Consider the following 14,363-nt stretch of genomic DNA (forward strand, 5'->3'; position numbering starts at 1 on the left):
TGATTGCACCTGAGATGGCATGACCTGTCGATCACTGATGTGAACAATATTTCTGTTGATGTCTTCACTGACTGCGCTCTGTTCCTCAACAGCGGTCGCAATTTGTGTGTTGAGATCATTAATGCCACTGATCTGTTCGGCGATATGTTGCAGCGCTTCAATGGCGGCGGAGACGTTATGCTGACTCTCGGTTGTGGTTTGCTGACTTTGTTCCATCACTCTGACGGCGCTGGTGACTGCCTGATTGAGATTTTCTATCAAGTGTTGAATTTGCTCCGTTGACTGTTGGGTTTTGCTGGCAAGTGAGCGGACCTCATCAGCAACCACCGCAAAGCCTCGGCCATGTTCGCCTGCTCGCGCGGCCTCAATCGCGGCATTCAAAGCAAGTAAATTGGTTTGGTCGGCAATGTTTTTGATCACGTCGATGATTTGTTCGATATTTTTGGTGTCCTGATCCAGCTGTGACACTACATTGGCGACATTTTGTACGGCCTGATTCAATTCACCCAGACTGTCCACGGCTTTGGATGCGCTGTCCACACCACTCAATGATTGCTCATTGGCCTCACGTGCCTGAACCGCAGCATAGGCAGCATTATTAGCAACCTCCTGTACACTAGCGGTCATTTCGGTCATGGCGGTAGCGACCAGGTCAGTTTCAGCCGCTTGTTCCTTGATGGCGACGTTGATATCGGCAATTGACTTGGCGCTATCATCTGAGTCCTGCTCGATTTCATGGGCCGTCTCTCGCAATCTGCCGAGTATGGTTTTTAGTTTGGCCTCTTGCATGATGGCCGGCAGTTGTAACAGACCGATTTCATCGGAGCGGCCTGTATAGACCAATGCCATCACTGGATCATCTATTGTCTGTCGTGCCTTGGCGGCGGCCTGATTGAGCGGTTTGAATGTCCAGCTGCCAATAATGAAGAACACCAGCAAACTGACTACCAAGCCAGCCAGACTGCTCATCATCGAAGGTAAAGTCAGCAGGTTAGTGGTGAGCGCACCTGCAAACAGTGCCAGTAGAAACTGAAATAATACGCGGTGCTTCAGACTAAGGTGCTCGAGCAGCGAGCTGGTTCTGACAGATTTGCCAGCATTGATTCGATGGTAGAGTGTTTCGGCGCGTTTCACCTGATCCCGGTCGGGTTTGAATCTGACAGATTCATAACCTGTGACCTGTCCGTTTTCATGAATCGGGCTGACGTAGGCATCCACCCAGTAGTGATCACCATTTTTACAGCGGTTCTTGACGATACCCATCCAGTGTTTTTTGGCCTGAACTTGCCGCCACAACTCGGCAAAAGCTGCCGGTGGCATATCCGGATGTCGGATGACGTTATGATTCTTGTGCAGTAATTCTTCTTCCGAAAAACCACTGATATCAAGGAAGGTTTTGTTAAAGCTGGTGATGGCTCCCTTCATATCGGTTGTGGATATGATTTCCTCACCGTCAGGGAAAGGCCTCTCGGTATTGGTGATGGGCAAGTTTTTTTTCATGTTTCGTGACTCCGCTATCACTCAGAATATCAGCAAGCTTTATGCCATGCATGATCTGCAGTGCATGAGAGTGATTCTGTCAGACGACAAAAAGCACCTCTTGTCATTTTTGAGATGGGCATCACTGGAGGTTACATCCAATATTGCTCACTACAAAGTTTTGTCTGATGAAAAAATTCTCTTAATCAGTACTTTACCTATTCAAAACAGATATTTTTTGAGTTAGGGTTAGCTTGAAAAGCGGAGTTTCATCGCACAAGAGAGACTGATATGACCAAGCAGCTAGATACGCAGCATCGTCAACAGCATCTGACTGAAGAAATGCCGAGCCAGAGCCAGACCTATGCACCGCCCGCAGTGCTGGCAGAACTGGCAGCACAGGCCGGGGTCAGTTTTAATGGCGAAGCGCCGTGGGATATTCAGGTGTTTGATGAGCGCGTCTATCGCCGAACACTGACCCATGGTTCGTTGGGTTTTGGCGAAAGTTATATGGATGGTCAGTGGGAGTGCATGGAGCTCGACGCCTTGTTCTGCCGCTTGATGTCTGCCGATATTGAAAAAAAACTCACTGGCTGGGCCAGGCTTCGCCTGGTGGCTGAAATCATCCGACACAATGTCTGTAATTTGCAGGCCAGTCACCGTGCCACCCAAGTCGGTGAAAAGCATTATGACATTGGCAATGATATTTTCGAGGCAATGCTGGACAGCACCATGAGCTACTCCTGCGGCTTCTGGCAACATGCCGATTCACTCGAGCAGGCACAGCTCAACAAGCTGGACATGATCTGTCGCAAGCTGGAACTGAAACCGGGGGAAAAACTGCTGGAAATTGGTTGTGGCTGGGGAGGCCTGGCCCGGTTTGCGGCGACGCATTACGGTGTTGAAGTGCATGGCATTACTATTTCCAAAGAACAGCAGCGACTGGCTCGCGAACGATGCAAGGGCTTACCGGTTACTATCGACTTGATGGACTACCGGCAGCTCCAGGGACAATTTGACAAGCTGGTCTCGGTGGGCATGTTTGAGCATGTTGGCCCTAAAAATTACCCGATTTATTTTGATACCGCATTTGGTTTGCTCAAAGATGATGGTCTGTTTCTGCTGCATACCATCGGCATCGATCAAACCTCACATAATGTGGACCCATGGATTGACCGATACATCTTCCCCAATGGCAAGCTGCCTTCCGCTGAACAATTAAGTCAGGCCCTGAATGGGCGTTTTGTTTTGCAGGATTGGCATAATTTTGGTGCCGATTACGACCCGACACTGATGGCCTGGTGGCAACGATTCGACCAGGCCTGGCCGCAGCTCAAACATAAGTACGACGAGCGTTTCTACCGAATGTGGAAGTATTATCTACACAGTTGTGCCGGTTTTTTCCGCTCCGGTCAGGGGCAACTTTGGCAGTTAGTATTGAGTAAGCGTGGACGACAGCCAATCTATCGTTCTATCCGCTGAGACTTGAATGCAGACTGATTGATTTGGCCGATTAGTTTAATGGAAATAACTTGTTTTACCTTTTCGCGGTGGTCGATTACCATTATGTCTAAAGCTCGAATTAATCGGGCAGCCATTTAAAATCGCTGAGGTCAGTCCCAACAACACTGACAGTCAATGAGCGGACTTGAAAGGCCTGCGATTTGGAGTGAATTTTTATTCAGGAGGAAGCAATGAGCAAAATTGATATTGGTATCAAAGAGAAAGACCGCAAGGCAATCGCTGAGGAGTTAAAACGTTTGCTGGCAGACTCCTACACCCTATATCTGCAAACACATAACTTCCACTGGAATGTTACCGGGCCGCAGTTCCGTGACTTGCATTTGATGTTCGAAGAGCACTACACCGAGCTTGCCGTGGCGGTTGATGATATTGCAGAACGAATTCGTACTCTTGGTGTGGCGGCTCCCGGCACCTACAAGATGTTTGCACAGTTGAGTTCAATCAAAGAAGTCGAAGGTGTGCCTTCAGCAAAAGAAATGGTTCAAATTCTTAATCACGGCCATGAGCTGGTGGTGAAAACCTGTCGAGAAGCGCTCAAAGTCGCTCAAGAGGGTGATGATGAATCTTCTGTGGCGTTGATTTCAGACCGAATGCGTATCCATGAGAAAACAGCATGGATGTTGAGAGCCATTCAGTAACACGACTTTAGACATGATCCAAAAAGACCGCTATTCAGGCGGTCTTTTTGTTTCAGACGGGCAAGCTGATGATGACTTCAAGGCCGCCTTGGGCATGGTTGTGCGCCTCGATGCTACCGTTCATGGCATGCACAGCCCTGCGAGCAATTGTCAGGCCAAGGCCACTACTTTGTTGGGCGTATGATTGGCTGGCGCGATAAAAGGGGTCAAATATCTTGTCCAAAGCGGTTTCAGCAACCCCTGGACCCTGATCCGTGACGCGAATAGTCAGTTTGTTGGCGTCATAACGCAGCTCAACTACGATCAGCGACTTTTCTGGACTGTATTTCACGGCATTGCGCAGAATATTTTCCACCGCAGAGAGAAACAGGTTGCGGCGAATAGTGGCCATGATGCGCTCGGGTCGATGCAGTTGAATTTGTTGTTGCTTGCGATGAGCTTCAATGCGGGCATCCTCGACAATTTCATCCACTAATTCAGCAATGTCTATGGTTTCCAGCGCATGAGAATTATCCACACCGGTGTCGATTCTGGACAAGTTCAGTAAATCACCAATCAATACGTCAATACGTTGAGATTCTTTTTCTATTCGCTCCAGCACAGCTGCTTGTTGAGCCGGATTTTGTTCTGCCAGCCCAATGGCCGCCTGCATGCGGGCCAGAGGTGAGCGTAATTCATGCGAAACGTCGTGCAGTAGTTGTCGTTGTGCGCCAATCAACTGACTGATTCTGTCAGCCATCTCGTCAAATTGATGTCCCAGTTCGGCCAGTTCATCACGACGTTTGCCCATGGCAGAGCCGACACGGGTTTCCAGTTTTCCTGAAGCAAAGTTCAAAAATGCTCTGCGCAGGTGTCGTATCGGCTGGGTAAACCACCAGGCAAGCAGGGCACTGAATATCAGGCCAGATAAGCTCCAGGCAATAATCATCACGCTGGGTGTCGGTGGCGGGCGTTTTCGTTGTTCCCAGCGCGGCATATCGGAGGGCATGTCTTCACTTTGAGCGATAAACAACAGATAACGCTCGCCATCTTCCAGTTGCACCTGTCTGACCGGACGGGGCCAGCCTTCTTGACTCAGGAAATTACGAGCGGTTTCGATAGCATGTTCACTCACTTCTCTGTCCAGCAGTTCTTGACCGTTATCGTTAACTGCCATTAACGGTTGCTTTGCTACGGCCTGTTGATCAAGCAAAAACTGGCTAAGTGCATCACGTCCGCCATAGTCGCCGATGCTCTCCGCCACAGAGATCAACGCGGAGGCATGACGGCTGATCTGGATTGGCGCAGCTTGTTGTTGTTCTTGCATTGCGTTGTGTCGTAATTGCACCCCAAGCCCAATGCTGAGTCCAGCGACCAGCACTGCCAGCCAGAAGGCAAAAAAGAACTTCCAGAATAAACGACTCATCATTTAATCAATTGATAGCCTTGACCGCGCACGGTCTGAATCCAGTCATGCCCATCTTCCCGTTGTCCGAGCTTATGGCGAATGCTGCTGATATGCACATCTATACTGCGGTCAAAACGGGCCAGAGGCCGTCCCAGCGCTTTTTCGGACAAGGTGTTTTTACTGACGACTTGTCCGGCCTGCCGAGCCAGTGTCTCAATCAGGTTAAATTCTGTACTGGTCAACTCGAGGGATTGCTGGTGCCAATGGGCCTTTCTTTGTTGGGGCCAAAGCTGCAAGGGGCCAATCTCAATGCAGTGGTCGCTGCCCTGGGAGTAGGTGGACTCCGTTCGTCGCAGTATTGCTTTGATGCGGGCAATCAGCTCGCGCGGTGTGCAGGGCTTGGGGACATAATCATCCGCACCCGCCTCCAGCCCAAGAATGCGATCCACGTCGTCACCTTTGGCGGTAAACATCAGCACCGGCACATTACTCTGCTGGCGCAACTGTTTCAGAATATCGTTGCCGCTCATATCAGGCAGCATGACGTCCAGAATGACCATGTCAAAGCGGCCATTCAGTGCGAGTTGCAGGCCCTCTTCCCCAGTGTGGACGGTCACGACGGTGAATTTTTCTCCTTCGAGATAATCCTGAAACAGGCCGGCCAAAATTTCATCATCGTCAATTATCAGTATGTGTGCCATATCGTTGTCCGGGTGTTGATGTCTGGATCATAATATATCTGCCTGTCACTACGGCCACGCTTAGCTTGATGTTTTACTTGAATTTACAATCTAAAACAGTCGTTTACAGTTTCATGATGGATACTGCAGTCAAGTCTGGTCAATCTACAAAATCGGACCTGACCGTTTTAAACACACAGGAGTATCCAATGAAAAAATTTGCATTAATGTTGTCTCTTATCCCGGCGCTGAGCCTCGCTGCACCGGTGATGTCTGAAGATCATGGCGCTCACAAAGAGCGTGAAGGAAAGTGCGCCGGTAAAGCGCGTCACCACCGTGCAGACATGATGCCACGTTATCTAAAATCAGTAGATCTGACACAGGAGCAAAACGAGCAGATCAGTCACCTGATGCAACAACACCGTGAACAGACTCGCGAACAAATGCGTAGTAAGCGCGGTGAGTGGCAGGCCTTCCGCCAATTGAGCTTTGCCGACACGCTTGACCAGGCGCGTCTTGATGAGATGCTGGAAAACTCAGCGGCTTCGTTCAAAGCCCATGCAAGGCAGCGAGCTGAGTTGAATCATGCCATTTTCCAGGTGCTGACAGCGGAACAGCAAGCAGAGATCATGCAAAAAATGGCTGAGTATCGTGATCGCGCTGGCCAACGGAAAAAATACATAAACTAAGTTAGCCCTCAACAGGCCCGCAACAGCGGGCCTTGTTTTTTAGAGAATGCTCTTCGAGGTCAGCACGATCATTTTGTCTACTTGCATATCCCGCATTGAATGGGCGATCCCGCCCACCCCATGGCCTGAATGTTTCAGGCCAGCAAAGGGCATCCAGTCCACCCGAAAAGCCGTGTGCTCATTAAGCATGACTGCTGAAGCATCGAGACGTTCGGCGTAGTACATCGCAGCATCAATATTCTGGCTGTAAACCGCTGCCTGAAACGCAAATGGCAAACTGTTTGCCGCTTGCAGTGCCTCATCTGGTTCAGAAAATGGATAGACACAGACCACAGGGCCGAAAATTTCCATTTGCGACACTTTGGCTGAGGCGGTTGGGTTGAACAGCACCGTCGGTGCATAACAGTGATTGTCCAGACTGTGACCGCCTGATAATAATTCGGCGCCGGCGGCGATGGCCTCTTCAACCCAGGCGTGCACCCGTTTAACTTCATCAGGACGAATCAGTGGCCCTACCTCGGTATCGGCAGCAAGCGGGTCGCCAACGATCATGCGCTTACCTGCTGCCGCCAGTTTTTCAGCCAAGGTTCTGGCGAGTGACTGATGGGCAAAAATGCGTTGCACGGAAACACACACCTGCCCGGCATGATAAAAACTGCCTTTGGCCAGTCCCGGAACCGCAGCTTCGATATCCGCGTGTTGATCAACAATCACAGGCGCGACGCCTCCATGTTCCAGTGCACAGCGAGTGCCTGGTGCCAGTTTTGAACGTAAGTACCAGCCAACTTTGGCGCTGCCAATAAAGCTGAGAAAAGCCACACGACTGTCTGTGGCCAGTTGTTCGGCGACCTGATGATTTTCAGTCACCAGTACCTGACACCATGCCTTGGGTAGACCAGCTTGATGGAATATCTCGACCAGACGAAAGCAGGAAAGCGGCGTATTTTCCGCTGGTTTGATAATCACCGGGCAGCCTGCTGCAATCGCAGGGCCAGCCTGATGTGCTATCAGGTTCAACGGATGATTAAAGGCGCTGATGGCTACCACCACTCCAATCGGTTCTTTATGGACAATTGTTAATCGATGTCTGGAGGCGGCATTGACGCCCATTGGCACCGGCTCACTGGTCTGGTGACGCAGCGTGTCCATACAGTGGCGAATACTATCGATACAGCGAGCCATTTCCACTTGTGAGTCTATTAATGGTTTGCCGCCCTCTGCGGCAGCACCTCTGGCGAGTGCGTCTGCTTGATCTGACATCAGCGACAGGGCTTTTCCAGAATTGCCAGTCGTTGCGGAACCGGCAGCCAGCCTTGTCGATCGCGATATAGTGCATAGGCAGTATTCAGCGCGGTATCAACAGCGGTTGCGTCTGCGGTTTCAACGGTGGCTAACAATTGTTGGTCAAATGGCGAGACAACCTCGACTTGCTGGCCTTTGCCCGGGGTGATGCCCGGAATTTGCAGTGGAAAGTGTTCGCGTGAAGACATGGCTACTTCCTGAAGTTTTAAAGAATGCAGATTTTCTGCTTGAGTCCCTCATGCAGAATCGAGTGATTTAGAGAGTAATCAATCGCCAGATCAATGAGATGCACGCCTTTGCTATTCAGCGATTGTTCCAGGATACGGGCAAACTCTGGAAAGCTCTCGGGTCGATGGCCGACGGCACCATAAGATTCGGCATATTTAACAAAATCGGGATTGCCAAAGCTGAGTCCGAAGTCCTTGAAGCCCATGCCTTGCTGTTTCCACTTGATCATGCCAAAACCATTGTCGTTGAAGATGACCACCACCAGATCCAGGCCAAGTCTGACCGCCGTTTCCAGCTCCTGAGAATTCATCATGAAGCCGCCATCGCCACAGACCGCCATCACTTTTCTCTCAGGGTGATGCAGTTTTGCCATCATTGCAGTTGGCAGGCCGGCACCCATCGTTGCCAGAGCATTGTCCAGCAACAAGGTGTTGTTGTCGTAACAGGGATAATTGCGGGCAAACCAGACTTTGTATATGCCGTTGTCCAGTGCCAGAATATCCTGCTCCCCCATGCATCGGCGAATGGTGGCAACAGCCGCCTGAGGCAGGACCGGAAAACGGTCATCTTCGCTGTAATGTGACAAGCGTTCCTGAACTTCCTGCTTGACCCGATAATAGTAGGAGAAGTCCCAATGTGGCTGTGGAGTGAGTTTGTCGGTCAGGCGATTGATGGACGTCGCGATATCGCCGATGACATCCAGTTGCGGGAAGTAAACCGGGTCCACTTCAGCGGCATTGAAATTGATATGGATGACTTTTGCGCCGCCATCAGACATGAAAAAAGGCGGTTTTTCAACCTCATCATGGCCGACATTGATGATTAAGTCGGCTCGATCGATCGCACAGTGCAAAAAGTCAGATTCAGACAATGCCGCTGTGCCGAGGTAGCTGTCATGCCGTTCATCTATAACGCCTTTACCCAGTTGCGTATTGAAAAAAGGAATACCGGTTTTTTCGACAAAACGGGTCAACGCCTTACTGGCACGTTTGCGGTTGGCGCCAGCACCAATCAGAACCAGAGGCATTGTCGCCGAGCTGATCATTTCGATGGCCTGCTTGATGGCCGTATTATCAGCATCGGGCCGACGAATATTTTCTACAGTGTAAATTCGCTCGGAAGCCTCTTCTGCTGCAATATCCTCTGGCAGTTCGATGTGGACAGCGCCAGGCCGCTCCTCGACAGCAATGCGAAACGCTTCTCTGACAATGGCCGCAACGGTATTGCCATGCACCACCTGTTTGGTGAACTTGGTGATGGGGCGCATCATGTTGACGGTATCAATAATCTGAAACAAAGCCTGCTTGCTGGCCTTGATAGGTTTTTGGCCGGTAATGATCAACATCGGCATACCGCCAAGCTGGGCATAGGCCGCGGGTGTCACAAGATTGGTTGCGCCTGGGCCGAGCGTGGACAGACAGACCCCCGGTTTGCCGGTCAGGCGACCATAATTGGCAGCCATGAACCCTGCTCCTTGTTCATGGCGAGTGACAATGAGTTTGATTGATGAGTGTTGCAGCGCATCCAGAAAGTCCAGGTTTTCCTCGCCCGGAATGCCAAAAATATACTCAACACCTTCGTTTTCAAGGGCTTTGACAAAAAGATCGGCGGTCTTCATTGGTGGCGTCCTGTGAGTTTGTCCATGGATGGTCACCCAGCTCAGGTGGCTTCTCTTGTTTTAACACAGCGTTGTGCTTGACGTGACGGATTTTAGCGATGGTGTCCAGCTTGTCAGAAGGCTGTGACAGCAATTTCCACTCGCCGGTTGCGAGCTCGATTTTCTGGAGAGTTATTTTCAGCCACCGGTTGGGTATCACCATAACCTTCTATGCGAAAACGGTTCTCTGGCAATGCAGAGCGTTCTATCAGCTCATGTACAACAGACGTCGCCCGTGATGCAGAAAGTTCCCAGTTAGAGCGATAGAGCCCTCCTGCCAAAGGCACATTATCTGTGTGTCCGGAGACAACAAACATGCCATCAATGGCAGAGAGTGTTCCGGCAATCACATCCAGCACCGGCATAATCTCACGCTTGAGTTCAGCACTACCTGAGGGGAAAGAGGCTTGGTCTTCAAGGGTGACCAGAATTCTGTCTTCCCGAGTTTCGATGTTGAGCATACCTTGGGCAATTTCATCCTGAAGTAACTCGCGAAGCGTGGCGACTTGCTGATTTCGCATGGCCTGCATGAAGACTTCAACATCATCTGTACGTAAATGCGCCTGATCCGGATCAACAGCCTGATAACGCACATCCAATGGAAGATCATCGGTAGGGTTGGGTGAAAATGTTTGCGAGATGACCGAGGTACTCATCGGAATTTCCAGCGGATCGATTTCGGCATCTACACCAAAGGCATCGGCCATCGAAGCGGCCATGGTGCGATATTTGATGATGTCGATTTCAGACATGGACAACAGCAAGATGAAAAAACACAGTAACAAGGTCATCAGGTCCGCCATGGTCGCAATATAGCGCGGGATAATGATTACCTTCTTATCAGGTTGTTTTCGTGGTGTTTCCTGTGCTGCCTCACTCATGCTCGACTCCGGCTATCCGGGCAGTATTCTATTTTTAATAACCCAGGGTCTGTTGTTTCACGGGCACCACTTTGGGTGACTGCCTTTCCACTCAGGCTAGTGGAAAATTAAAGATCAACAGCACTGGCTTGGCTATTGGCTAATCGGACAGCCTTCACTTTAGCGGACTCTGCAGCTCAGGTACAGCAACTTGTCCACAATTTCGAATGGCCATTGCGACGGAGAAAAGTTTCCTAAACAACGGCTTAGCAATTCTGAGCTGAGCGTGAGCATGGCTCTTGTGATTATGTGATGAATTCAATCGAACAAACTATGTCGATTCTCAGTCATAGTTTTCTCTGGCAAAAATGGTATTCCAGCCTGCCCTTACAATTGCACAGTACACGCCGCTGCGCTTAAACTAGGGCGTGCACAATGTTTTCGCCAATCGGCATGATCCGCGCTGATGCGCCGTTGCATCAACTAAACTCAGACAGGTCGTTGATGCGGCTGTATTCTCGATTACCACACTTGGCTATCAGTCGGACAAGCATCTGAGACCATGACAGGGCAGTGATTAAAAGCTATGACGCAAACCAGATGAAAGGCCATACGGACAGGCCGTTTTCCACCCGCGGCATCTACAGATGCATGGTGGCAGTGATTGGGGTGCTGCTGCTGGTTGGTGCGATTTACGTCAACCATCTGCTGCAACAGCGTCATATGACCAGTCTTGTTACCGAAACTCAGCAGAGTCTCAGTCACTTCCACAATCGACTGGTCACTAATCTCCAGGGTCATATTCAAACGGTTCGCGGTTTGCCCGCAGTGTTTGCGGTGAAACCTGAATTGACGGAAGCAGAGTTTGAAGTCGCCATGGCTCATCTGTTTAACGAACCGCTTCAGTTGCGCAATATCGCAGCCGCGCCGGAGATGGTGATTCGCTACATGTACCCTATGCAGGGCAATGAAGCCGCATTGGGGCTCGATTATCGTCAGGTACCAGAACAGTTTGAAGCTGCAGAAAGAGCCCGAATCAATCGTGAACTGGTGTTGGCCGGACCGCTTGAGCTCTTTCAAGGAGGAGTGGGGCTAATTACCCGGATCCCGGTTTTTCTGAAAAATGAGCATGGCGAGGAATATTTCTGGGGACTGATATCAGCGGTCATCGATGCCGAACAGTTTTTCCAGGCCAGCGGTTTGATTGCATCACAAATGCCAGTGGAAATGGCTATTCGAGGCAAAGATGGGCTCGGCGAGTCTGGAGAGGTGTTTTGGGGGGATGCGGCCCTTTTTGAACAGCCGGTGATGCTGATGGATCTGCAATTACCGGAGGGTCATTGGCAGTTGGCAGCGCAACCACTCGGTGGCTGGGAGCTGCCAGCACGGACAGCCTGGCAGATCCGTGTTTTGGTGTTTGGGGTCGCGTTGATCGTGTTTGCAGTGTTTCTGGGATTTATTCGCTTCATGTTTGCGGCTTCACTGGCCAATCTTAAATTTCGTAAGCTGATAGAAAACTCACCAGTGCCATATTTGATGATTGATCGTCAGGGTCATATTAACTTTGCCAATCAGGCTTTCACGGATAGCTATGGCTACTCAGCAGAACAACTCGTTGATCTGAATCAATGGTGGCAAAAGACTACAGTAAGCGATGTCTGTCGTCGGCTAATTGCAGATTGGATACGTAGCGGCAACACCTCGAACAGTGCCGGCACGATTGATAATGAACTCACTATCACCTGCAGCAATGGACAGACACGCCATGCGCTACTGAGCACCTCAATTCTCAAAGATACGCACAGCGATGAGTTGTTGCTGGTAATCTACGATATCACCCTGAGAAAACTGGCTGAGGAACAACAGCGTTTTTCCGCCAGAGTGTTTGCTCAGGCCCATGAAGGCATCATGATTACTGATGTGCATGGCGTCATTCTCGATGTTAATCCGGCCTTTTGCGAGATCACTGGATATCCGCGGGAAGAAGTGCTGGGTCAGACACCTGCACTGCTCAAATCGGGTAAGCATCCGCCGACATTCTATGCGCTGATGTGGAAGGATATTCAGGATCAAGGCTACTGGCAGGGGGAAGTCTGGAACCGTAAGAAAAATGGTGAGCTGTACGCTGAGTTATTGACTATTTCAGCGCTCAGCGATGATCACGATGAGGCACGACACTACGTCGGTCTGTTCTCTGACATCACACAGAGTAAACAGCAGCAGGAAACTCTGGAGCTGATGGCACACTATGATGTGTTGACCAAGTTGCCAAACCGGGTACTGTTTGCCGATCGTTTCTCTCAGGCGCTGGCGCACAGCAAACGAACCGACACCTGGTTGGGTGTCTGCTTTCTTGATCTGGATAATTTCAAGCCGGTCAACGATAACTATGGCCACGAAGTGGGTGACCAATTGCTGGTTCAGGTGGCGAGACGGCTTGATGAAATCGTTCGAGACGAAGACACCATCTCCCGCTTTGGCGGTGATGAGTTTGCCATTTTGTTTCGTGACCTTGAGAGCTACTCGCAGTGTGAACTGATGCTGCAGCGTATTCACCATGCGCTCGCCAAGCCTTATTTCATTAATGGTCAGCAGATTGAAATCAGTGCCTCCAGTGGCGTTGCACTCTATCCGCAAGACGATTCGGATCTCGATACCTTGCTGCGCCATGCTGATCAGACCATGTACCAGGCAAAACTCACGGGTCGAAATACTTATCGATTATTTAATCCCGAGCAAAATCAGCAGGCGATAGAACGCCATAACCTGCTGGTTCGGCTGCGAGAAGCTCTGGATGCCGGTGAGTTTGAGCTTTTCTATCAACCCGAAGTCAATATGAAAACCGGTGCTGTGGTTGGTGTTGAGGCACTGATTCGCTGGCGTCACCCGGAAAAAGGGCTTCAGGCACCGATCACATTTTTACCGGCGCTGGCTGGCAGCACTCTGGAAAATGAACTGGGTGACTGGGTGATCAGAGAGGCACTGCAGCAGCTTCAACAATGGCAGGATCAGGGACATAAATTACTGTTGAGCATCAACATCGCTGCTCAACATATGCAGTCGAAGGATTTTGTCAGCAATCTTGCCAACCGACTGAGCCAATATCCCAAACTCAAAGCCGGGAATGTCCAGTTGGAAATTCTGGAAAGCAGTGCTTTGGGAGACGTGCGGGCGATAGGTCAGGTCATCAAGCAATGTGAGGCACTTGGCGTAGTGATTGCGCTGGATGATTTTGGCACCGGTTATTCATCGCTGACACATTTACGCCACCTGGCGGCACAGACGATAAAAATTGACCAGAGTTTTGTTCGAGACATGCTGGATGACCCGCATGACTACACGATTGTTGACGGTGTTATCGGATTGGCAAAGGCCTTCAACAGACAGTTGGTCGCTGAAGGCGTAGAAACCGAAAGTCACGGCATGATGTTGCTGATGATGGGCTGTGAACTGGCTCAGGGCTATGGCATCGCCAGGCCAATGCCCGCACAGGAGGTGGCTGGCTGGCTGCAAAACTATCAGCCAAATCAGCAATGGCTGGCGTTTGCTGCCGCGACACTCAGTTCTGCTGATCGGGATCTGCAGTTGTTTCAATTGACCACACGACACTGGTATCAGCAGTTGAGTCAGAAACTAAGTGAGCCAAAATCAGAAGCAGCCTGGCCAATTATTCACGCGCATGAGTGTCATTGTGGCGTCTGGTTGCGGCGAGCCAAAATCGAGGGGCTGTTTGATAGTGACTGGCTGCATTCTCTCAAACTAGCTCATAGCGAACTTCACAAGGCCGCCGAACGACTCAAACATGCCAGTCTGCACTCGGATGAACCCCTGACGACACGGGATATTCAGGGGCTGGATGATGCCTATCAGCAGTTAAACGAAACCCTGGAGCGGGCAGTATCAGATCCAGAAAGTTGAT

At 50.5% G+C, this 14,363-nt stretch carries 11 protein-coding genes; 4 read left to right on the top strand and 7 right to left on the bottom strand.

Annotated elements, in window-relative coordinates:
- On the bottom strand, window positions 1–1,500 hold a 1,500-nt coding region (locus tag MPL1_RS10835), incomplete at its 3' end, for a methyl-accepting chemotaxis protein (RefSeq protein ID WP_040577110.1).
- Window positions 1,501–1,770: 270 nt separating this feature from the next.
- Here MPL1_RS10835 and cfa point away from each other — a divergent pair.
- Window positions 1,771–2,961: a cyclopropane fatty acyl phospholipid synthase gene (cfa, locus tag MPL1_RS10845; RefSeq protein WP_009727179.1), complete on the top strand. Its 1,191-nt coding sequence runs from the start codon at window positions 1,771–1,773 to the stop codon at window positions 2,959–2,961.
- Between the two features lie 212 nt (window positions 2,962–3,173).
- On the top strand, window positions 3,174–3,641 hold the full coding sequence (locus tag MPL1_RS10850) for a Dps family protein (protein ID WP_009727180.1): 468 nt from the start codon (window positions 3,174–3,176) through the stop codon (window positions 3,639–3,641).
- A 52-nt stretch (window positions 3,642–3,693) separates the two neighbouring features.
- On the opposite strand, the gene MPL1_RS10855 is transcribed toward MPL1_RS10850, so the two are convergent.
- Complete coding sequence (locus MPL1_RS10855; RefSeq protein ID WP_009727181.1) at window positions 3,694–5,049, bottom strand: HAMP domain-containing sensor histidine kinase; 1,356 nt, start codon at window positions 5,047–5,049, stop codon at window positions 3,694–3,696.
- Window positions 5,046–5,729: a response regulator transcription factor gene (locus tag MPL1_RS10860; RefSeq protein WP_009727182.1), complete on the bottom strand. Its 684-nt coding sequence runs from the start codon at window positions 5,727–5,729 to the stop codon at window positions 5,046–5,048. Before MPL1_RS10860 ends, MPL1_RS10855 begins: the two co-directional genes overlap by 4 nt.
- A 188-nt stretch (window positions 5,730–5,917) precedes the next feature.
- Between MPL1_RS10860 and MPL1_RS13320 the strand changes: the two genes are divergently transcribed.
- Window positions 5,918–6,397: a Spy/CpxP family protein refolding chaperone gene (locus MPL1_RS13320; protein ID WP_009727183.1), complete on the top strand. Its 480-nt coding sequence runs from the start codon at window positions 5,918–5,920 to the stop codon at window positions 6,395–6,397.
- Window positions 6,398–6,436: 39 nt separating this feature from the next.
- Here the strand turns inward: MPL1_RS13320 and MPL1_RS10870 are convergent, their stop codons facing one another.
- The 4 genes from MPL1_RS10870 to MPL1_RS10880 form a co-directional block, all read right to left on the bottom strand.
- Entirely contained in the window at window positions 6,437–7,657 is a 1,221-nt protein-coding gene (locus MPL1_RS10870; protein WP_235045577.1) for an aldehyde dehydrogenase family protein, read from the bottom strand.
- Complete coding sequence (locus MPL1_RS14190) at window positions 7,657–7,887, bottom strand: aldehyde dehydrogenase family protein (protein ID WP_235045578.1); 231 nt, start codon at window positions 7,885–7,887, stop codon at window positions 7,657–7,659. Before MPL1_RS14190 ends, MPL1_RS10870 begins: the two co-directional genes overlap by 1 nt.
- 17 nt (window positions 7,888–7,904) lie before the next feature.
- Window positions 7,905–9,545: an acetolactate synthase large subunit gene (locus MPL1_RS10875; protein WP_009727184.1), complete on the bottom strand. Its 1,641-nt coding sequence runs from the start codon at window positions 9,543–9,545 to the stop codon at window positions 7,905–7,907.
- A gap of 113 nt (window positions 9,546–9,658) precedes the next feature.
- A complete protein-coding gene (locus MPL1_RS10880; RefSeq protein WP_009727185.1) occupies window positions 9,659–10,465 on the bottom strand; it encodes an OmpA family protein in 807 nt (268 codons plus the stop codon).
- A gap of 552 nt (window positions 10,466–11,017) precedes the next feature.
- Here MPL1_RS10880 and MPL1_RS10885 point away from each other — a divergent pair.
- Window positions 11,018–14,362, top strand: a complete 3,345-nt coding sequence (locus MPL1_RS10885; RefSeq protein ID WP_235045579.1) for a bifunctional diguanylate cyclase/phosphodiesterase — start codon at window positions 11,018–11,020, stop codon at window positions 14,360–14,362.
- Window position 14,363 lies beyond the last annotated feature (1 nt).

The sequence above is a fragment of the Methylophaga lonarensis MPL genome (assembly GCF_000349205.1).
GTDB lineage: Bacteria > Pseudomonadota > Gammaproteobacteria > Nitrosococcales > Methylophagaceae > Methylophaga > Methylophaga lonarensis.

Excerpts from the sequence above, each read along its gene's own strand:
- cfa (WP_009727179.1), top strand. The coding sequence starts at position 1,771 with ATGACCAAGCAGCTAGATACGCAGCATCGTCAACAGCATCTGACTGAA.
- MPL1_RS10850 (WP_009727180.1), top strand. The coding sequence starts at position 3,174 with ATGAGCAAAATTGATATTGGTATCAAAGAGAAAGACCGCAAGGCAATC.
- MPL1_RS10855 (WP_009727181.1), bottom strand. The coding sequence starts at position 5,049 with ATGATGAGTCGTTTATTCTGGAAGTTCTTTTTTGCCTTCTGGCTGGCA.
- MPL1_RS10860 (WP_009727182.1), bottom strand. The coding sequence starts at position 5,729 with ATGGCACACATACTGATAATTGACGATGATGAAATTTTGGCCGGCCTG.
- MPL1_RS13320 (WP_009727183.1), top strand. The coding sequence starts at position 5,918 with ATGAAAAAATTTGCATTAATGTTGTCTCTTATCCCGGCGCTGAGCCTC.
- MPL1_RS10870 (WP_235045577.1), bottom strand. The coding sequence starts at position 7,657 with ATGTCAGATCAAGCAGACGCACTCGCCAGAGGTGCTGCCGCAGAGGGC.
- MPL1_RS14190 (WP_235045578.1), bottom strand. The coding sequence starts at position 7,887 with ATGTCTTCACGCGAACACTTTCCACTGCAAATTCCGGGCATCACCCCG.
- MPL1_RS10875 (WP_009727184.1), bottom strand. The coding sequence starts at position 9,545 with ATGAAGACCGCCGATCTTTTTGTCAAAGCCCTTGAAAACGAAGGTGTT.
- MPL1_RS10880 (WP_009727185.1), bottom strand. The coding sequence starts at position 10,465 with ATGAGTGAGGCAGCACAGGAAACACCACGAAAACAACCTGATAAGAAG.